This is a genomic window from Shewanella polaris, from assembly GCF_006385555.1.
Classification (GTDB): domain Bacteria; phylum Pseudomonadota; class Gammaproteobacteria; order Enterobacterales; family Shewanellaceae; genus Shewanella; species Shewanella polaris.
On the sequence record NZ_CP041036.1, the window covers coordinates 3,085,954 to 3,107,861 of the forward strand.

A 21,908-nucleotide genomic window follows, 5' to 3' on the forward strand; every position below is an offset into this window, starting at 1 on the left:
ACATATACTCGTCCAACGTAAATGGCCATCGCTCTAAGTCATAATCTGCAAGAGCTCAACTTTAAATTTGGCTTTTTTGAAGAGCCTCTTTTTTATGAAGGTTTATATGCCTCTTTCATCAATGTCTCAATGGTTTGCCGTAACCAAATACACGACTTATCTTGTGAATGCTTACTCGGCCAAATACTGAATAACTCAATAGGTCGAGTTTCAAACGGCAATTCAAGTAAATTAAGGTTAAATAATTGTGCGTAACTTTGGCTAAATGCGTAAGGCGCAATACCAATGGCATTTGATTTACTGATCAAAGACAACATACTCAATATCGACGACTGTTCACAATATAACGTCCGTTGCGGTAAAGGTTCATTGGAAATAATGTCAGCGACACGCATGTTGTCGCGATGAAAACGATACATGACATGTTCTGCAGCAAAGTAATCTTCACGACTAACGCTATTATGTATCTGAGGGTGCTGTTGACGTACAACACAGATAATCCGTTCTTGAGCGACCTTTTGAAAACGAAAAGTTTTGAGTTTTGGAGGCACAATATCAATTAACAAATCAATTTTTTGCATTTGTAAGTCTTGATATTGATCATCCTCATGCACAGGAGAATTTCGAAAAACCACTCTTACCGTTAACTGAGCTAACGCCTTATCTAAGTGCGGTTGCAGTAAATCAATCACAGCTTCATTAGCATATATGGTAAATACTCGTGAAGAGGTATAAGGATCAAACTCGCTGATCCCCATCAATGTTTGTTCAATAGCATCAAGCATAGGTTGCACCGAATTAAAGATATACAACCCTGTCGCAGTAGGTTCAATACCACGACCAATCCGAATAAATAACTCACAATCTAATGCGATTTTAAGACGATTTATCGCATTACTCACAGAAGACTGGGTTAATGCTAACTGTTCAGCAGCACGAGTAATCGACGATTGCTGACAAACCACACAAAACACCCGTAATAAATTCAAATCTAAAGTTGATAATTTATGGCTCAATTCATCATTCATATGCTTACCTTTATCATCAATGCATTTACATTGTGAATATATTATAACCATTTAGCTATAGTTATCTTTTGGTGTTTATTCCTTAAGATAGGTTCATCAAGTTTAAAACCTATATTTTAATTTAACGAGGAATACCACTATGAACAAATCAATCATCGCACTATCAATGATAACAACACTTTCACTCAATGCATTTGCAGCACAACACGAGCACGATCATATAACGGTCGACTATCACGGAAAAGCGGCAACACCTGCTACTATTGCACATAATGCTGCCTTAGCAAAAAGCCTGAATTTTGATGACAAAGTCGCTTTTGAGCGTTTTAGTAAAAACCAAATTGCTGAGTTCGACCAAGCAACCGCTGACATTTTACGTGCAGAATTTAGCTTTATCAGTGAACAATTTCCGGACTCGGTTAATCCATCACTTTATCGCCAAGCACAACTCAATATGGTACCCAACGGTTTATATAAAGTGACTGACGGTATCTACCAAATTCGTGGCACTGACTTATCTAATATGACCTTGATTCGTGGTGAAACAGGCTGGATTGTTTATGATGTACTGTTAACAAAAGAAGCCGCAGAGCAATCACTAAAATTTGCTTTTGAACACTTACCTGAAGGCAACAACTTACCCATTGTAGCAATGATTTATTCCCACAGTCATGCAGACCACTTTGGTGGAGCGCGCGGGGTTCAAAACTTATATCCTGACGTGAAAGTGTACGGTTCAAATAATATTACCACAGAAGTTGTAGATGAAAATGTACTGGCTGGTAACGCGATGAGCCGCCGAGCTGGTTATCAATATGGCGCCACATTGGGTAAACACGATCATGGTATTGTTGATGCAGCCTTGGCAAAAGGCTTATCAAAAGGTGAAATTACTTATGTGAAACCAGACTATGAACTTAACCAACAAGACAAATGGGAAACGTTAACGATCGACGGGCTTGAAATGGTATTTATGGATGCATCAGGCACTGAAGCGGCCAGTGAAATGGTGACTTATATTCCGTCTATGAAAGCGTTATGGACAGGTGAACTCACCTATGACGGTATGCATAACATTTATACATTACGCGGTGCCAAAGTACGTGATGCCTTAAAGTGGTCAAAAGACATCAACCAAATGGTCAATGCATTTGGCCAAGATGTTGAAGTATTATTTGCATCACATTCAGCACCAGTATGGGGTAATGGTGAAATTAATCAATATCTTAAAATGCAACGTGACAATTATGGTTTAGTGCATAACCAATCATTACGATTAGCCAACCAAGGCGTTGTGATACAAGATATTGGCGATGCAATCATGGACACTATTCCGCAACAGGTCACTTGGTATACCAATGGTTATCACGGCACATACAGCCACAACGCCAAAGCGGTTTACAACATGTATTTGGGTTACTTTGACATGAATCCATCCAACTTAAACCCACTACCCACTCAACAAGAGGCAAGTAAATTTGTTGAGTATATGGGTGGAGCTAATAATATCGTGAAAAAGGCTAAAGCAGACTTTAGCGAGGGTGATTACCGCTTTGTGGCTACGGCACTCAACAAAGTGGTGATGGCCGACCCAAATAATCAACCTGCCCGAGACTTATTGGCTGACACTTATGAACAACTTGGTTATCAAGCAGAAGGTGCAGGCTGGAGAAATATTTACCTTACGGGAGCCCAAGAGCTACGTATTGGTATTCAACCTGGCGCACCAAAATCAGCGTCACCAGATGTATTGAGCGAAATGGATATGACAACATTGTTTGATTTTCTAGCCGTTAAAGTGGACAGTATTGCAGCAAATAAATTAGGGAATATAAGTTTAAATGTGGAAATTAAAGCAGCCAAAGGAGAGCCAGCTAACACAGTATTTGTAGAGCTAAGTAATGGTAACTTAAACAATATCATTGTCGAAAAAGCTAAAGCGGCAGACGCAACCTTAACGATTGCAAAATCGGATGTTGTTGATATTTTATTAGGTCAAACAACGCTAAAGCAGTTGCTTGAGCAAGGTAATGCCACCATGACTGGCGACCAAGATGCCTTTAGTAAAATAGCTTCAACGTTAGTTCAATTTGACGAAAATTTTGAAATCGTTCCATTACGTTAACTCTAAGCTAGCTCAACTAAACACAATTCAGCCGAAGTTTTGCTTCGGCTGAATTGTTTGTACCGACTCGAATTAACTTTTCTGCTTAACATCTGATTTTAGAAAGTAGTTTTTGGCTTTAAACAAGTAGATCTGCCAGCGACAATTGGTAAATATTCAATGAATTATCAATGGGCTCTATTCTAAGTGAATGTTGTTCATTTACTTGATTAGTTAAGCCAAAGGTTATTGCAAAACGATATTGCTGGTCAAGCCGGCCTAATACTGTTTGCCACGCCATTGTGGTGGCGATGTCTTCATCCTCCGTAAAATGGAGCTTAACGTCTTGCTGTAACTCAATCGTTTGGTGTGATTTATCAGCGAGCTGCACATTTACATTCCCTTGCGTTATTAAGCCAAAATCAACAGAAAATGATTTAAGTGACAATGCTAAACCTAAACCACGGGCTTTAATGTAAGACTCTTTTACCGCCCATAAATCAAAAAATCGCTGTCGCTGCAATGATGATGGCAATTGTAATAAAGTGTCTGTTTCAGCTTGGGTAAAGTAGTGGTTAAGAATAGGTACAATATCGGTACTGCTACGTTCACGCTCAATATCAACCCCAAAACACAGGTCAGCATCAGCGTAATGATCAGCTTTTAACGCATGTCCACCCATCACTATCCCAATCATTAACCACTCACCGCTATGACTTAAATTGAAATGCAGCCCTGTTTTCGCCAACAAATCTGGTGTTAGTGCCGGTTTACCTTTAGCACCGTAATTAAAACGCCACTCATTGGGCTTTAGTTCACTATGCCGTGATAACACAGCCCGAAGCCCTAAGCGTACTTGTAAACCATTATTGCGCGCCGACACGCTCCTATAACGGCTCACCTTAGCGGCCTCGTCATCAGTTAACCAACCTAATGCTAAACCCGCTTCAAAATCAGCAGGTGATAGCGCCCCATTAAGCGGCATAAAATAAACATAGGGTAGAGAAAGCCCAGTTGATCGATTGCCTAATTGAACCGCTGATGGTGTCGTTGATTGAGTTGCTGAGGACATGACCGACATTAAAAATACATAACACTCTATTAAACGATAATACGGCTAAATTACCTCAATAAGAACGATGCCGCGAGAGTTTTGTCAAATATCCCCCCATATAGCGAGTAGTGCAAATAAGCACTTTTAGCATCAAAAAAGATATTTTCGCTTTTACTGTTGATGATTGACGCTAATTCATCAACAATCACCACTATCATCACAACATCGAAAGCTTATACATTCATGCGCATAGTCAGTTTAGTCATCATGCTATTTTTATCGCTACTCAGCTCAAACGCTGCGTTTGCTCAATGGCATCAAAAGAGTTTTGATGTAATGGGAACGCTGGCCCATGTTGAGTTTTGGCTACCCGACACTGCCGAGTCATCAACGGCAGATAATTTAATTGCCGCTGTAGAGCAAGAAATGCAACGCATTGATCAAACAATGAGTCCTTACATCGCCACCAGCGAACTCAGTATCATAAATCGCGATGCCGCCACAAAACCCGTCAAAATCAGCCCAGAGCTATTTGATTTACTCACCGACGCGCAAGATATTGCCAAATTAACCAATGGCATGTTTGATATCACCTACGCTTCTGTCGGCTACCAATATGATTACCGTAAACACCAAAAGCCCGACCAAGCAGCCATTAACAACGCATTAAAAGCGATAAACTACCAAGCGGTAATGCTCGATAAATCCACCTCTTCAGTTCGTTTTGCTCATACCGATGTCAAAATTGATTTAGGCGGCATAGCCAAAGGACATGCGGTTAAAAATTGCATTGCGATATTGAAAGGCGCAGGCATAGAACATGCTCTTATCAGCGCTGGCGGCGACACGACATTACTGGGCGATCGCATCGGACGCCCTTGGTTTGTTGGTATAAAACACCCTCGCGCAGACGATAAAACTGCGGTGCAATTACCGCTTAGTAATGAGTCAATTTCAACCTCTGGCGATTACGAACGTTACTTTATCGAAGACGGCGTGCGTTATCATCACATTATTAATCCTAAAACAGGCGACTCAGCACGCAATGTTGTCAGCGTGTCGATTATCGGCAAAAATCCGACTTACGTTGATGCACTGTCCACCGCCATTTTTGTCATGGGATTACAAAAAGGCATGGCGCTAATCAATGAGTTACCTGAATACGAAGCTATTATTATCGATAACCAACAAACATTGCATGTATCGACGGGACTACAACAAGATTAATATTGTGAATTAAGTTGATAGAAGCGATCTTGTCACCCATACAGGTAAACCTAGCGTTATATTAATTAACTACGTGGATGGCCATGTTAATTGTTGTTCACTCAAAAGCGGTGAACAGCACTTCATACGACTTCACGTCGCACGGGCATTTTCGTGTTAAAAAAGGCAGCACTAGTGATACCAACGCTGGCTATTGAGTTTGATACTCTATTACTCAGTATCAAACTTATTATCTTCCAACACCTAAGCAGGCATTATAGCTTTTATAAACTCTGCAAACGGCACAACGTTATTATCTATCGAGGCATTCTCTAGCGCATCAAGGTACGCGGTACGCTCAGTTACAGGAACAATTGTCCAGTTATAGCCTCCGAGCAAGAACATAAAGTTCATCAAAAACCTACTAGTTCTTCCATTTCCATCCGGGAATGGGTGTATGTACCCCAAGAAGAAATGTCCTAGTACAGCTTTTACAGCAAAATTCGGTTCGCTGACAATAAGGTCTTTCAATGCACCCATACAATCCATAAGCTGTTCACTCTGCGGCGGCATATGTCTCGACGTCCTGATGATGATTGGTCCCTTTCGGTAACCGGCCAAATCACGATCATTACAATACTAACCATGCCACCCATTTTAAAATATTAACCATGCCACCCATTTTTATGATAATTAACATCACTGCTTTTAGCTTTGATTGCGATAATATTCTGCTCTATTCAAATGTATAAATTGAATGGGAATTATCAACAAACTGAGCGCTAAATTGATAATGGTAAGTAATGCGGCAAATCCAACACAGCACTAGTGGATTGATTGATATCAAGCTGGCAATCAGGTTATTTTTTTAGTGTTAGTTCTAGTTTTGAAGTTAAGCCTTAAGCGCATAACCAACGTTGGCAGTTTGATGCGCCTTGTCGTCGCTTTCGCTCTAGATGTTCACAATATTCCGTTAATGCAGGTAAAGCTCCTACTGCACCTTTGAATAATGACCCAAAATCGGTAGTGATTTTTAGCCAGTTGTCGGCTGGAATATTGAGTCTATTGAGAATATCTTGGCTAGTTGAGCTAATTACACCGCGTTTATCTTCTCGAATAATTCGCCCGGTATCTTCCACCAGCACAATATAGTCTTTAACGCTGAACATCAGTCCATTAGGCATATCTAGCTGTTCATTACCGACAAAAGGTAGTAATTCCTTTGGTTGCTCACCTTTTATAGCTGATTGTATTCGACGTTGGATACTGGTGTAATCTGAAGTTTCAGGAGTTACAGCCATCTTGGCGCGGATAGGATTCAAGTCAACATAAGCCATACAACTTAGCACTGCTGCTTCGTCTAATAATGCTTGGGATTTAAACCGCCCTTCCCAGAATCTGCCAGTGCACTTATCTTCTTTATTGGCCTGTCTGGCAATCGGCTCACTTAAGGAGCGCATAAACCAACTGATATCAACCAAGCGTTGTCGGTATTGGGTTATAGAATCATTCACTGTTTTACGTTCAAATTCATTTAATTCTTCACCCTTAACAAACTTTTGCGTCAGTAATGTCCCTTTAAAACCTTTATGCCACTGTACCAGCACCTCTTTATCTGACCAGTGCTTAGCTTTGTCAGCATCAACTTTTATCACTACATGTAAATGGTTACTCATCACCGCATAAGCACAGATATCAATAGCAAAGATGGTCGCCAACTCAAGAATGCGCGAATCCACCCAATCTCGACGATGTTCAAAGTTTTCGCCTGTCGAATTATCAATCCCGCAAAGAAAAGCCTTGCGTACCACACGTGAGCAACAATGATAATAAGGTGTGTCATCTAAGCTAACGATAGTTTGTCTTGGTCTGGCCATCATCAATCACCATTTTTAAAGGGTAATTAAAGCGTAGTCCATTGCTCGTTATTTAGCCAATAATTGTGGGTGGCCATGTTAATCTTAAAGGGTAATTAAAGCGTAGTCCATTGCTCATTATTTAGCCAATAATTGTGGGTGGCCATGTTAATCCTAACTTGATCGAAAAACAAGCCAAAAACCATAACCCCTTCTATTTAGAACTACTTAAAACAGTACCTGGCATTGGTAAGATTTTATCGCTGACAATCCTCTATGAAATCGGTGATATCAGTCGATTTGAATCAGTACAAAAGTTTGCGTCATACTCTCGATTGGTCAAATGCAAAGCGGAGTCAGCCGGTAAAACCTACGGCACCAATGGCAATAAAATCGGTAATGCTCATTTGAAATGGGCATTCTCCGAAGCAGCGGTACTTTACCTACGTGGTAATGACAAAGCACGTAACTACCTTAATCGATTACAAAAACGAATGAGTAAAGCAAAAGCGTTGTCAGCACTGGCACATAAGCTTGGCCGCTGCGTCTATTTCATGCTGAAGAACAAAACGGTGTTTGATGAACAACGATTCTTAAAAGGATAAGTCGCGCATGAACGTCTAACTAGATACTCTTAAAAAGAGAAGCGAGCATGACCGTGAATGATGTGGCTAATGAAGCAATGACTTCTTTCCATCATCACTATGCCAAATGCTATTTAAGCTACATTGCCTTGATTAGACACCTTATTGGCGCGCATTAATAAATGCAATCAACAAAGTCGTTTACACCTTAAATGAGCCTAAAACTAACTGTGCACAAAGCACCTCTGACTTGAATAGTGCCATCTTAGGGTTAACCGATAAATGTCTAGTGCCCCTGACCATTTCAAAGGAAAGAAAAGCGTCAGGCAGCGATAAGATCGCACTAAGAGAGCCTCTATATGTGTTTGCTGTAAACGATGATTTGACAGCTAAATGACAGACGAAGTAGATGAATTTGTTGATTGATTTTAATTTGACTGCAAAAGCAGTCAAATAAGTTAGGCTCGCCTATTGACTGGCGGAAGGCTCATATGTGTTAAGTTGCTATTTTAAACAAAATAATCCACAAGCTTCTGTCAATTTTTCAATAACTTCAAGTGTACTTTTATTTTTATAGTACAACAAATTGGTGTCATCGTAATTCTCTAGGTAAACAGCATCAATGCTTGGTAGGACAACTTGAAAAAACCTACCATGTGGACCACCAGCCTTATGAAAACCAACATTACTTATTGTTGGGTAAGTATATTCGAGGCCTGCATTGATTGATGTAAATGCTTTGAATGAAACAAATTCATTTCTTCCTTTACCCTTGCACCGATAAGTAAGAACTTCAGTTTCATTAAACAGAAGTTCTCTGAAACGCATAAATGAACTATTTCTTTTTTCTTGATCTTCTTTTGATATTTGAGAGCCGAAACTTTTTTCTGCTTCATCACGGGTTAACCAGTGATCAAAAACAGTTATGGCAACAAATTCATATTTTTCAGTTTGATCATCACAACCTAAATTTTCTATATCAGGAAATTTTTTTGATAAGGCTTGTTGTCTATTTTTATTAACATTTACAAATTTACGCATAAACTATCCATAGCAACCTAACAGCTTATTAAAGGGCCAAATAAATTTAAAGTCGGCCGTTTAAGTTATTGATTAATATCATCCTACATTTGCTATCTTATTGAAGTAAAGCAATTAATTGTATCTAACAGACAAAAACAAACCGAGCTTGCGCGTAAAGTAGAATTTGCTTTCACTTTACAAAAAATTAAAGATAACAATATCAGATAATTACGATTTCTATATTTTTAAAACGATACAACTAAAGAACGATTTTTAAACATTATTTAGCGTAAATCGATGAAAAACCATTATACCTGTACATAAAATAAGTGCATGCCACATAAAAGTGTGCATGCTGATTTTTCTTTAATTCTTTTGATTTTTTCACATGCGAAGCATGTGGCTTTTGGGGTTAAGGGGTGTCCCCCTTGCCCGAGTTTATCTCCCATTGAAATACACCTTGGTACAGAAATGATCAAACTTTAAGATAAACGCACAGATAGCCGAGCTTACAAGGATGTACTCGCAGCGTGTCACAGAAGTGTTTGCACTAGAGGCGACTCAGTAACATCCATGCCAGTGCAATATCAACAATGTCCTTTGATTATCTTACAGAAAAACCAAGCTACACTATTGGTTGAAACGCGGTTAACGAATCAAGCATAGTGGCATTGCCTAATCCTTGTCCTGGGGCAATTGATGTAAACTGGCTTTGTTCGCCATGTAGAGCCATATAATTTAGCAATACGGTTTCAACTAACAAGTTAACGTTATTGGCCGACGGCGCTGACGCGGTATCAACTGATGCATCAGATCGCATAAAACCAATTTGTTGTTTCATAGCCATTTGGTCGGCATTGCCGCCCATTAGCTGCGGTTTGCCAGACGGATTGTAGACTAAAAAGAATGACGCGCCTGTTGATGAGTTATCGCCTGTCCATTCGCCTTTACCGCGCCCTTCCATTGAGTCATCGATGCGACCATTGCTAGCAACTGAGCCATCACTAAACACGTATAACATTAACGGCATATTGCGACGTGAAGCATATTCTAAACATGCGCCCATGCAGCGACCAGCTCGTAAATCTCTTAACTCACCAGTGGCGCGCTCGCCAGTGTGATAGTCAAACCCCCCCATGGTGACAGTACCCGCACCAGAAAAGCCATTAACCACTAACTTCATGATTGAGGCGGTTTTTTGGAACTCAGACTCTGAATCAAATTCATTAATCCCAAAAATGCCACCAGGGCCAACAATATCAGGATCTAACAATGGGTTTAATGTTGATGGATCGCCAAAGCGGTCGGCAAGATCGGCACTTTTAACATAACCACAATTAACCAAATCTTTAATCACATCACCGCGGGTAACTTGCGTGTTCACCGCCGCCATTTTTTGCGCGCTAATACGTTGAATACTTTCCATTACAGCCACGGCATCACGTTGCGACAATAAATTGAATAAATCACCTACATCCACTAAACCTGTTACGTCTGACGGTCGGTCAATTTTAGTGGGCCGTTTGCTTAAATCGATAAAGCTGGTGGGCGCCATTGAATTGCCGCCTGAATCTGAATTACGCGACCCCACTAGCGGCATTAACGAACCGTTCGCCCCTGCTGCCGCAATGGCATACATTGGATTGTGTGGATTATTGCCCGTGTCATTGTCTGAACGGTTTGGGATCACAGCACCATTGATACGTGATGCGGTATCTGACGATACTTTCTCTAAAATCCCGCGTAAAAAAGCCGAGTCAGAGTGAAACGCCAGCCCTAAATCAGTATTAATAAAATCAGACATTCCCGCATTGGGGTTCGCAATAGACGGAGCCATATCACCAGGTAAACCCAGCTTGTTATAACCAGCCGTGGATAAGAAATCTTGCTGGCCGCCAGCGCCACCAACGAGTACGTTAGAGCCAGCAATGTTAGCACCACCGGCTAAATCGAAACTAATAAACGGAATTTTCCCCGCCCCTTGTACGCTTATGCCACAAGAGTCTCTTAGTGCTTCAAGATCAGGCGATAACGCCGCATTGGCTTTATTAGGGTTAGCAAACATGCTAAATAGCGATAAACCGGCAACTGCCGCGCCCCCTTTGTACAGGCCTGTCGAAATAAAATCTCTTCGAGTCATCGGTTTACGATGGTCAGCAAACAACAATGGACTGTCAGGATGAAGGTGCTTAGGTCTAGTCATTGTTGAATCCTTTTTGTGTCTGTATTAAGGCTACATCCGTTGCATGCGTTAATCGTGAAACGGTCAATCCAACAACCGTTTTTATATGCTGCGCGGTTAATGGTATCAATCGCTTTATATATCGTTTCATACTGTCGCCCCCTATTGCACTAACATCACGGCACTGGCCAATACGGCTGCGCAACTAGACTTGGCGATAGTACGGGTACGTTCGGCAGTACAAGTGCCACTACAAATCGACAGACCGCTCACTAAGCTATCAAGTTCATTGTAAACCGAACTTTGACTTGGCTGACTTGCTAACGATAACGGCATAAGTTGGTTAATTAACGGGTTCAATAAATTAGCGCGTTCAGTGGCATTTAACGCCACACTAGGCACGGCAGTAAAGTCCACATCAGGGAACCAATTACCACGAATCGTGTTGTCTTCAATCGCAGTGTCACAATAGGCAATTGCAAGCTGGGTGATGCCCATTTGCTGCGCTGAAATAAAGGTTTCGATATTTTCTAGGCTCGGCAATTGACGCTTAACGAGTTGGTAAGTATCAAAAACTTTGGTCGATTGTTGTTCGACGCCCGTGAGCATACTCATACTGTGATTGATTTCAGCAAAGTTACGCACGCCAACTTGGGCCGACTGAGTCGTTGCAGGCACCTCGGCTGGGGTAACAAATACCCCAGGTAACACCACATAGGTGTGTTCGCCCAATTGTTCAAAGGTTAAGAAAAACTCATCCAAATTAGCACCTTTTTCAAGGGCGATAATAGTACCCAGCGAAGATATTGAAAACGGCTCAGCAATCGCTTGGCTTGCCGATAAAGACAAGTCCAAATTAGCATAAGACTGACCTTGAGCACTTTCTTTACCGTTAATACCAATACGTAAGCCTTTAATATCAAAACTGTCGGCAACAGGCGTACCATCAATGTTCACAATAGCTACATTGCTGAATAAATAGCTGTAGTTATCAAACTGACTGACTTCAAACATGACGTAGGTATTTGGAAGATCAATTAAATGACTTATCGAGAACAGTAAAAAGAATTTTTCACCCACTCCAACATTATAGTTTTGTTGTACTTGCTCAGGTGCGAGCACCCGATTATAAATAGCCAATAAGCGAATGTCGCCTTGCCATACATGTTGGTTTGACGCTTCTTTGCCCAAAATAAGCGCAAAGCTGTCGTCCCAATTGGCCAGCGGCGCAATGTCTTCATCGACAACATCAATTAATTGACCATTAACATAAATACTGCGGCCAGCGGTGGCATTATAGGTCATCACTACATGCTGCAATGTTGCTTGTAATACTTCATCGGCATCTGGCGTACTTAAGGCCGGCTCACCATTAGTGTTTGACGCTTCAGTACGAAGCATAACATCATAATTATATAGGGTTTGTCCTAAGGTAAAGTTACGAGCATCGTCACCTGCAGAATAGGTTACAATACGGGCGGGACCTTCTTGAGTTACATTATTGGGAGTGACCCAGGCTTCAACAGAAAGCTCACCAGTGGCAGTAATTAAATCATGTAACTTTTTACTGTTAGCGGTACTCGCCTGCGCTTTACCGTTAGTAAACGACAAGCCCCAACTGCCCAACCAATCTACATCACCTGTTAGGCTTAAGTTGGCTGCGGGTGAAATGCCTGACGTGTCATAAGCAATGCTGCCCTCACCTGTTTTAAATTGATATAAAGCAATTACGTCAGTTTCGAAGCGTCCACCACTTGATGCGGTAATGCCATCGGTTAAACGCAATGATTTTGACACCACCATGTCTGGTGAGATTTCATCAAGTTCAATGCCATCACTGAAGGCTATAATCGCATCACGCATTTCAATGCTGTCGTCTACACAATTGCTCCAACAATTATGAAACTCAGAACCTAACCGCACAACAAGCCTTGATTGCGCAGGATCATCTAAGTTAATGACCCCTTTAGCAGCTTCATAAGCTTGCTCAATGTCGTTACTGGCAAAAAACGGCGACTGTGCAGCTTGCACGCCTTCGTTATGGCAAGACGCACAATATTGATTCACGATGGGATAAACGTGCTGACTAAATAGGCTGCTGTCATCAGGGAAGTTTTTACTTGAACCAGGATCACGAATAACCGGTGCGGTCAGCTCAATAGTATTGGCACTGCTAACACGTTCATCGGCCCACAATTTTATCCATTGAGTCATGGTTTCGCCACAAGCTGAATCACTGGCGAGCCAACAATTGTGGCCACCAGCCACTTTGCTAACCAAACGTGATGCTTTGGGGTCGGTTAAATCAACCAATGGATTCGTGGCGGCATAAGCATCATTTACATCATTGCGACTAGCAAAATAAGGCGCTTGATTACCTTCTGTATGACACGCACCGCATTTTTCTTGGGTTGAAATATTATCCCACAATGATGTTTTGTATTTTTGAATATCAGCCGTTGCCGCTGCGGGGCCGGTATACACGTCAGATTGCGGGTTTTGTTGTGCAGGCGGATTTTTTTCAACATCCCCACCGCCACAAGCAGAAAGCCCCAAGATTAATGAGACAATAACAAGGCCTTTAGCCATTAAATATTTCACGGTCATTCTCCCATACAGTAGTTGCCAACTTCAGCAAACACGCGCTTAAGTTGGTAAGAATTCTGTTTAAAAGAAGCCGTAGTGGCACTAATTTGTGCAATATCCGCTTGGCTTTCTGCATCTCGTAAACACACAGTTTTAAACACTTTTTTGACTTGGCATTGCGCAAAGGCATTGCTGTTTGCCAACTCTTGCCCTAAGGATTTAGCTCCACTACCTTGACCTGACAAACTGTTATCCCAACCCAATTTTTGATTAGGTCCTTCGCGCCAGTAATTGTTCCATTTATCGTTTGGCGTTGCATAGCCAAAAGGAAAGCTGGTTGAATTGATATGATACTTACCTTGCACTCGAGTGCCGGTGGCAGGGTCGGTTTGACCGCTGGTGTTGTAAGCTATCGCACCAGCCTCACCGGTTGGATCTTGGTCACGGTTAAACTCATATTCATAATAAGCAAACGCTTGTGCCAGCGGATCCATACCACTGTGGCAACTTGAGCAGTTATTAATAAACAAACGACTGTCACCACCTGGGCTGCGGCTCACATCTTGTCGAATACGATCGGTTGGGCGGGTGTTGTCTTTTAATGGCTCTAAATCGGTACACAAATGATTCATTAAGGTAAAACGAAAAATGGCGCGGTTAGTGCCTAAATAGAAAAATTCTTTCGCCGCGGCACGGCTAGTTAACACCCCAGCGGTTGCGTCAGCAGGTAATCCATTCACACTCGATTGAGTGGTTCGCTCCAAGCCGTCTTTTAAATCAATAAATTGGTCTTCTAACGCTTGATAATGGTCATTATTGTTGCGGTTGTAACTGGGCAAGCTCAAACTATTTTTACCTACATACACCATGTCTGCTTGAAGAATATCTCTGAAATCAACATCGTCCCTAACCGCACCAATCACAGTGGCAGAATAGTCATTTAACGGCGCAAAAATGTCTTGATCAATATTGGTCCACGGCGTGGCGAACAATTTCAACGTCGTAGAATAAAATGCCGGCGTTTCCATTGCGAGGTAGGCGGCTTCGATGGATTTGCCATCATCAAGTAATGCCGCCATATTTTGCAATGTGGCTTCTGAAGCGGGAACCCCAGCGATGCGGTCATGCAATTGTTTTGCTTGCTCTAAGCTGGCCGCTACTGCATTGATCGAGAAAAGACCAAATACACCAAGTGCTAATACACCCCTAACCTGCTTAGAATGCATTGTTTTTCCATAATAAGATAATAAGCTGAGGCTTTTTATCGTACGAAGTCGTTGCTTCATACTATCTCCTTGTTAGCACTTGACTGCCTTACATTGAACTGACATTGATGTTTGCACATGATGAAAATCGAATTGTGCTGATTAAATCATTCAACGGCTCACAATAAAAGTTTTAATTTTGTTAATTTTTTTGACACTTACAGCCAATTACTTGACGTCAAAAAAAATACCTACCCCGTCAAAAAAAAGTATTCAAACTATTTAATAAAAAGTGTTGAAACACTGGCTCTAGAAAGCAATAATGTCAGGCGCCATCAGGTTTTGCCATGATACTAACAAAAATAATAAATCGTTAAGGAAAACAAATGAGGCCGACTTTTGGCTATAACATTATGATGTTTACGGTAATTGCATTGTTATTGGGATGTAACACCGAAACAGCAATTAAAGATCAACAGCCTGATCCTGTTCTGGTTGAATATCCTGTGGTTTATATTGAGCGTAATTTAACTGCGGTCGATCAAACACCGGCACAATTTCAATCCCTTAATCCTGCCTATTTTAACCCTGGCGCTCAATTACTCATTAAACGCAATGCCTTCGCTGATTCACCTGCGACGAATTTAACAGCCTCCTTATTTGCTGAAGATCAGTTGATTGATATTCGCGATCTGTCAGTGTCTGACGATGGCCAACAATTGCTTATGGCCATTCGCGCACCAGAAATCGATGGTGTTGACGACGATGAACAACCTAAATGGAATATCTGGCGTTATACAGTTTCTAGCCAAACCTTAGAAAGAATCATCACGAGTGACATAACAGCTGAGCAAGGCAATGACCTAATGCCTGCGTTTTTGCCAGACGGCAGAATTATATTTGCATCAACCAGACAACGTTTATCTCGAGCCATTTTGCTTGATGAAGGTAAACCACAATACACAGCATTAGATGAAAGCCGCGCTAATGAAACCTTCAATATCCATGTAATGGACCCAGACGGCAGCGCCATTAAGCAGTTAACCTTTAACTTAAGCCATGACTTTTACCCATTGGTACTGCAAAGCGGAAAGATTTTATACAGCCGCTGGGACCGTATGGGCGGCGACCATGGTATTAACCTGTACCGTATGAATCCAGACGGAACTGAAAACGAATTAGTATTTGGCTGGCATTCGCATCAATTGACCCTTGACGGCCAAGCCGAGCCGATTGATTTCATCAAGCCACAACAATTAGCTAGCGGCGAGATATTGATGTTGTTGACATCACAGGATGACACCGTAATTCAAAAGCGCCCGGTGCTGATTAATATTGATGACTACATTGACGCTCAGCAAGCCACTGCCAACTCTGGCGCACAAGGCGAAGCGATTACAGACGCCACGTTATCGGAATTTAATTTCTCATTTTCTGCCGCATTGTCAGAAACAGGTAGAATCAATCATTTATACCCGCTACCCGATAACAGTCAGCGCTTCTTAATGAGTTGGGATCTGTGCCGTGTAGTCGTTAATGACATCATCCGTGCCTGCGGCCAATTTACCGCGGAGCAACTCGCTGACGATAATCTGATTCAGGCCGATCCACTATACGAGTTATGGCTACTCAATAATGCCAACAACACTCAACAGTTAGTTGCCAGCACCACTCAAGGGACAGTGTTAACCGAATCGGTAGTGATGCAACCTAGCGCACAGCCGAAAACCTTTATAGCAGACAAAGTTGTTGGCAACGAACTCGATTCACAGCTTAGCCAAGAATTAGCTGGCTCGATTCACATTCGTAGCGTTTATGACTTTGATGGCGTTGACAGCACAACTAGCGCAGGCGGGTTAACTCTCCTTAGCGACCCGTCGCAAACACCCGCGGTAGATTTGCCAGCACGTTTTTTGCGTATCGTTCGTGGCGTTCCCATGCCACCAGACGATGTTAGAGATATTGCCAATACTGATTTTGGGCGCAGTAATAACCAACTGATGCGCGAGATTATCGGTTATAGCCCAATTCAGCCCGATGGTTCAGTCAAAATAAAAGTGCCTGCTAATATCCCGTTAGCCATCAGTATATTAGACATCAATGGTCAGCGTATTGGTGGACGCCACAGTCAATGGATCACCTTAACGCCGGGTGAAACCTTAGAATGTACCGGTTGCCATACTGCTAACAGTCAACTACCTCATGGCCGACTAGACGCCCAAGCCGCTAGCATTAATCCAGGAGCCGCGGGTGGTTCAGCCTACCCTAATGCCACTAGCAATATCATTCCTGAGCAAGGACAAACCATGGCCGAAGCCGATGAAATGGTGAATGGCCTTGCTGAGCTTAGCGACAGTATTAAATATCAAGATATTTGGACTAACCCAGTATTGTCTGCCGTTAATCCAAATATTGAATACAGTTACAGTAATTTAGCCACACCAGCGCCTAATGGCAGCGAATGCTTTGAAAATTGGACGCCCTATTGCCGCATTCAAATCAATTATGTTGAACATATTCAACCGCTGTGGGACTTAGCTCGACCCGTTATAGACGAGACAACTCAAATAATCGTTGCCGATAACACTTGTACCAGTTGCCATAATATCGTCGATGCCGATGGCGCGGCGCAAGTGCCTGCGGGACAGTTGTCGTTAATCAATTCACCTTCAAGCGATCAAGCCGCACACTTAACCTCATACCGTGAACTCTTTTTTAACGATGTTGAGCAAGAAGAAGTCGACGGCATTTTAATCGACAAATTAATTGAAGTACTCGATGCCGATGGCAACGTGGTCTATCAAGTAGACAGTAATGGTGAGCTTATTCTCGACGCAGACGGTAACCCTATTCCGATGTTAACGACAGTCAATGTGCCCGCTATTTTGTCGACTAATGGTGCTCGCTCAAGCAGTATCTTTTTTGAGGTGATGACTAATACTACCCATCAAAATATGCTGTCGGCCGATGAGCTCAAATTACTCAATGAATGGTTAGACATTGGCGCGCAATATTACAACACGCCATTTTACTCACAGGACTAACAAAGCATGCCACAAGCAAATCCATAGGTTTGCTTCATGACTTTGCGATAGGGAATTATGCGAACATATTTACGAAACACCTTTTTGTTACTGATATTGCTGTGCTTAAGCCCAGTGTTGCAGGCCGACGACAACCCAAGTTTGCGTATCGAGGTGCCCTTTATTGAACTGCATTCAGGGCCAAGTGCTGGCTACCCTGTGGTGTCAATTATCGAACAAAACGAAACAGTCACTGTGCTGCTTAAGCGTACATCTTGGTTAAAAGTGCAAAACAAACGTGGCGTTGAAGGCTGGTTTCATGAAGATAACCTAAAAGGTTTATCCCAAGATGGCCAAGCCATTGATACCAATTTAATCACAGAACAAGACGTCATCAATCGTCAAATAGAAGCCGGGGTCATGTACGGCGATTTAGAAGGTGCCAATTTTTACAATATCTATGCAGGCTATGCATTTACCCCCGTATTTAGTGCTGAAATATCAGCGGGTAAAGCACTGGGGAGCATTTCAGACAGTGATGTATTTGAAGTCATGCTGTTTAGCCAACCTCTACCCGACTTAATCGTAGTGCCATACATTGGCGTTGGCGCGGGGATCATTAATACCGAGCCCCATAGTGTGTTAGCCGACACCGAATCGCGTCGCAGCACCTTAATGAGTGCTGCGGTTGGGATTAAATATCACCTTGCACGTAATTTTTTATTACGAGCCGAATATAAACTCTCGTTAGCCTTAACCGACCGAGATGAAAATGAAGAGATCCAAACATGGAAAATAGGATTCAGCGTATTTTTTTAATGCCTTTGTTCACCGTTAGTACCTTAGCGCTGACCGCATTAACGCCAAGCTCAGCAGTATTTGCAGCAGACGATGTTCCAACCACAGTCAAAGCCGATGTAGAACGTCGAACAGTGCTTGATGATGTGATTGATACTGAAAACTTTGAAGTGGGTATTCAAGGCGGTATTTTGTCAATTGAGGATTTTGAATCAAATCCTTGGATAAGTGCCCATGTGGGTTATCACATCAGCGAGCACTTTTACGTCAAAGCTCGCTATGCCCAAGCCAAAGCAGGTGAAACAAGTTTTGAAAAACTGTCTAACGCAGCCCCTTTGTTAACTGACGATGAGCGCGAGTTAACTTATTACGGCTTAAACATTGGTTATAACTTGTTGCCTGGTGAAATTTTTTTCAGCAAAGACACGGTGTTTAACAGTGTCTTTTCAATCGAATTAGGTGGCGGCAGTACCGAGTTTGCCGGTGACGAGCAATTTACCTTCAACCTCACGGCAAACTACCGAGTATTTTTAACCGACTGGATAGCATGGGATTTAAGCATGAGTGATTACCTGTTTAATACCGAGGTTACTGGTGAGTCTAAAACAACCCATAACCTGAATTTTGCTACGGGTGTGTCGTTCTATTTTTAATCTACCTCGATAACGGTCGTTAAAAGAGACCATAGAAAATTCGAGTAGTAAAAGTGAAATACCAATAAGGAAATACAATGTTGTTCAGTCGATTTAGTGGTAAATGTCTTATTGCATTAGGTGCAATATTGTTGTCGATGCAGGTACAGGCGCTCACGCTTGGCCAAGCTGCACCCGACTTCACCTTAAAAAACCAGCAAGGGACTAACCTCAATTTAGCCGAGCAACGTGGCGAGATTATCTTGATCAACTTTTGGGCATCTTGGTGTGGACCATGCCGTAAAGAAATGCCGGTTTTGCAAAAATTACAAGACAAGTATCAAGACCTCGGCGTTCAAGTCTGGGGCATTAATGTTGAACAGGAAAATCAAGCAGGCAAAGACTTTCTAGCCGATCTTGATTTACGTTTTCCGATATTTTTCGACCAAACCAATTCTTTGTCTAAGACCTATCAAGTTGAAGCCATGCCAACCACTGTGATTATTGATCGCGATGGTAATGTGCGCTTTGTATTTCAGGGCTACCAAGACGGCTTTGATAAAAAGTATTCTGCGGCCATCAAACAGCTGATTAGGGAGTAAGCATATGATGACAAAAACCTTATCTCCTCGCGTCACGGCTTTATCGCTTAATTGCATTGCACTATTAAGCTTAATTAGTTTGAGCGGCTGCACGAGCATGGGCATTGAACCTTGGGTTAAACCATACGAGCGTCAAAACTTAGCTGACCCCATCATGCGCTTTAATCGTCATCCCAGTGCCAGCATGCATATGGCTCATGTACTTGAAGGTCGTGAATCAGCCCGTGGTGCTGAAGGAACCGGAGGTGGTGGTTGTGGCTGTAACTAATATTATCAATAAAGGCGTTAAGTTATTGGCGGTACTGCTTGTCAGTATGACGAGCTTGTCTGTCCAAGCTGCGGTGCTCGACCCTGATCGCGCTGATGTGTTGTATCACAGCTACGAAGGTGGCGGCATGACCATTGATGGTCCGTCAGTGTTACTCAGAAAAAAGACCTCTGAATCGGTCGCATTTACCGCATATTATTATTTAGACAGTATTTCATCTGCATCAGTGGATGTTATCAGCACTGCCAGTGCTTACACAGAAAAGCGTAACGAAGGTCAATTTGGGGTTGAATACCTGCATGACAAAACCTTGATGTCGTTTAACCTGCGCCAAAGTGATGAAGACGATTATTTAGCGCAATCATTTAGCATCAATGTCTCACAAGACACCTTTGGTGATTTAACCAATTTAAATCTGGGTTTGTCTTATGGCGATAATGAGATTCGCCGCAATGGTGATGACCAGTTTGAAGAGCAAAGCGAGCAATATCGTATCCGCGCTGGCATCAATCAAGTGTTAACCCGCAATCTTACGGCGAGTGTTAACGTTGAAGCCATTGCCGACAGTGGTTATTTAAATAACCCATATCGCACGGTGAGATACGTAGACAACAGCGTTCCATCAGGTGTGGCTTATCAGGCAGAAGTGTATCCAGAAACTCGCAACTCGTTTGCGGCAAAATTATCTGCCAGTTACTTTTTACCTTATCGCGCTGCCTTGTTTTTTCATTACCGCCACTTTACCGACAGCTGGGAAATCACCGCCAGTGATGTAGAGCTTGGATATCGACATCCGCTGGGCGACAGTCTCGAATTAGAATTTAAAGTGCGTTATTACCAGCAAACTCAAGCAGAATTTTACAGTGATTTGTTTCCTTATCGCGACGCACAAAACTACCTTGCGCGCGACAAAGAACTCAGTGACTTTAGTGACATCACTTACGGGATAGGCATTACCTATCAATTACCAGCCTCGGTATCGTTTGGCGACACTCGTTCGGAAGCATCGCTTCAATGGGATTATATTGACTTTCAATACAATAACTTTAGGGATCCTACTGCAGATGGCGGAGTGGGCAACGAACCGTTTTATGGGTTCTCTGCCAATGTCATCCGTGCTTTTGTCAGCGTGTATTTTTAATTGCTAGCCCTAAATATTCATACTTTTAACAACGTAATTGCCAAGGCTATAACTATGACGACCGACCGTAAATGGGGTACTTTTTTAACACGGCTTTTCGCAGCAACTGTGCTTATTGCAGGTTTATTTGCATTACCAGCCCAAGCTGAAGAGACCAAACAAGGCAATGGCGCATTAGCCAGCGAGCTTGAAGACATTAAAAGCCAAGTACTAAAACTCAATCGCGATTTATTTATTTTAGAAGAAGATTTGTTGTTTCCTGCCAGCACCCAAATTGCAGTGTTTGTATCGGTTGATGTGGGGCGTTTTCTAAAACTCGACAGTGTCGAGTTAAAAATTGACGACAACAATGTCAGTGGTTTTTTATATACCGAACGTCAACGTAAAGCACTAGAGCAAGGTGGAATTCAACGTATTTACTTGGGTAATCTTAAAATGGGTCCTCACCAACTAACGGCTATTTTTACCGGCAACGATGCCGAAGGCCGCACTGTGCAACGAGCCATTAGCCATAGTTTTGATAAAACCGATGAAACGGTAATGATAGAACTCAAAGTCGAAGACAGTGAATCAAGCTATCGTGCTGATATCAAAGTCGAACAGTGGGTATTGTAAA

General features: G+C 42.3%; 17 protein-coding genes and 1 pseudogene. 10 read left to right on the plus strand and 8 right to left on the minus strand.

Translation table 11 applies throughout. The features are described 5' to 3' along the window. Positions 1–92 precede the first annotated feature (92 nt). A complete protein-coding gene (locus tag FH971_RS13430; RefSeq protein ID WP_167496022.1) occupies positions 93–1,028 on the minus strand; it encodes a LysR family transcriptional regulator in 936 nt (311 codons plus the stop codon). A 139-nt stretch (positions 1,029–1,167) separates the two neighbouring features. Here FH971_RS13430 and FH971_RS13435 point away from each other — a divergent pair, with 139 nt between their 5' ends. Further along, the gene (locus tag FH971_RS13435) at positions 1,168–3,153 is read left to right on the plus strand and encodes an alkyl/aryl-sulfatase (RefSeq protein ID WP_140234634.1); all 1,986 of its coding nucleotides are present in this window, start codon (positions 1,168–1,170) and stop codon (positions 3,151–3,153) included. Between the two features lie 118 nt (positions 3,154–3,271). On the opposite strand, the gene FH971_RS13440 is transcribed toward FH971_RS13435, so the two are convergent. Continuing rightward, positions 3,272–4,204, minus strand: coding sequence for a 4'-phosphopantetheinyl transferase family protein (locus FH971_RS13440; RefSeq protein ID WP_240778307.1), 933 nt, complete (start codon positions 4,202–4,204; stop codon positions 3,272–3,274). Positions 4,205–4,429: 225 nt separating this feature from the next. Between FH971_RS13440 and FH971_RS13445 the strand changes: the two genes are divergently transcribed. Beyond that, entirely contained in the window at positions 4,430–5,413 is a 984-nt protein-coding gene (locus FH971_RS13445) for an FAD:protein FMN transferase (protein WP_140234635.1), read from the plus strand. 243 nt (positions 5,414–5,656) lie between these two features. On the opposite strand, the gene FH971_RS13450 is transcribed toward FH971_RS13445, so the two are convergent. Together FH971_RS13450 and FH971_RS20410 are read right to left on the minus strand one after the other, a co-directional pair. Further along, positions 5,657–6,013 (minus strand): Fic family protein, encoded by a 357-nt coding sequence (locus tag FH971_RS13450; protein WP_276611781.1) that lies wholly within the window; start codon positions 6,011–6,013, stop codon positions 5,657–5,659. Between the two features lie 278 nt (positions 6,014–6,291). Further along, complete coding sequence (locus FH971_RS20410) at positions 6,292–7,269, minus strand: transposase (protein ID WP_167496103.1); 978 nt, start codon at positions 7,267–7,269, stop codon at positions 6,292–6,294. A gap of 161 nt (positions 7,270–7,430) precedes the next feature. Here FH971_RS20410 and FH971_RS13455 point away from each other — a divergent pair. Beyond that, positions 7,431–7,853 (plus strand): annotated as a pseudogene (locus tag FH971_RS13455) (IS110-like element ISShfr7 family transposase); the annotation flags it as partial. Between the two features lie 483 nt (positions 7,854–8,336). Here FH971_RS13455 and FH971_RS13460 read toward each other — a convergent pair. The 4 genes from FH971_RS13460 to FH971_RS13475 all read right to left on the minus strand — a co-directional run bounded on the left by FH971_RS13460 (position 8,337) and on the right by FH971_RS13475 (position 14,909). After that, on the minus strand, positions 8,337–8,873 hold the full coding sequence (locus FH971_RS13460) for a hypothetical protein (RefSeq protein ID WP_140234637.1): 537 nt from the start codon (positions 8,871–8,873) through the stop codon (positions 8,337–8,339). Between the two features lie 607 nt (positions 8,874–9,480). Next, complete coding sequence (locus tag FH971_RS13465) at positions 9,481–11,058, minus strand: general secretion pathway protein GspF (RefSeq protein WP_140234638.1); 1,578 nt, start codon at positions 11,056–11,058, stop codon at positions 9,481–9,483. Between the two features lie 141 nt (positions 11,059–11,199). After that, positions 11,200–13,638, minus strand: a complete 2,439-nt coding sequence (locus FH971_RS13470) for a LamG domain-containing protein (protein WP_240778308.1) — start codon at positions 13,636–13,638, stop codon at positions 11,200–11,202. Positions 13,639–13,640: 2 nt separating this feature from the next. Continuing rightward, positions 13,641–14,909 carry a hypothetical protein gene (locus FH971_RS13475; protein WP_140234639.1) on the minus strand — a complete coding sequence of 423 codons (1,269 nt, stop codon included), beginning with the start codon at positions 14,907–14,909 and terminating at the stop codon, positions 13,641–13,643. 305 nt (positions 14,910–15,214) lie between these two features. Between FH971_RS13475 and FH971_RS13480 the strand changes: the two genes are divergently transcribed. From FH971_RS13480 to FH971_RS13510, 7 genes are all read left to right on the plus strand, one after another. Next, entirely contained in the window at positions 15,215–17,872 is a 2,658-nt protein-coding gene (locus tag FH971_RS13480) for an HzsA-related protein (protein ID WP_140234640.1), read from the plus strand. Positions 17,873–17,929: 57 nt separating this feature from the next. Beyond that, the gene (locus FH971_RS13485; RefSeq protein WP_137226527.1) at positions 17,930–18,670 is read left to right on the plus strand and encodes an SH3 domain-containing protein; all 741 of its coding nucleotides are present in this window, start codon (positions 17,930–17,932) and stop codon (positions 18,668–18,670) included. Further along, on the plus strand, positions 18,640–19,302 hold the full coding sequence (locus FH971_RS13490) for an outer membrane beta-barrel domain-containing protein (protein WP_240778309.1): 663 nt from the start codon (positions 18,640–18,642) through the stop codon (positions 19,300–19,302). The genes FH971_RS13485 and FH971_RS13490 overlap by 31 nt, the downstream gene beginning before the upstream one ends. A gap of 77 nt (positions 19,303–19,379) precedes the next feature. Next, entirely contained in the window at positions 19,380–19,883 is a 504-nt protein-coding gene (locus FH971_RS13495; protein ID WP_140234641.1) for a TlpA family protein disulfide reductase, read from the plus strand. 7 nt (positions 19,884–19,890) lie between these two features. Then, a complete protein-coding gene (locus FH971_RS13500) occupies positions 19,891–20,151 on the plus strand; it encodes a DUF4266 domain-containing protein (RefSeq protein ID WP_140235610.1) in 261 nt (86 codons plus the stop codon). After that, positions 20,138–21,292, plus strand: a complete 1,155-nt coding sequence (locus tag FH971_RS13505; RefSeq protein ID WP_240778311.1) for a DUF3570 domain-containing protein — start codon at positions 20,138–20,140, stop codon at positions 21,290–21,292. Before FH971_RS13500 ends, FH971_RS13505 begins: the two co-directional genes overlap by 14 nt. A 54-nt stretch (positions 21,293–21,346) precedes the next feature. Further along, positions 21,347–21,907, plus strand: coding sequence for an AraC family transcriptional regulator (locus tag FH971_RS13510; protein ID WP_140234643.1), 561 nt, complete (start codon positions 21,347–21,349; stop codon positions 21,905–21,907). The last annotated feature ends 1 nt before the right edge of the window (position 21,908 follow it).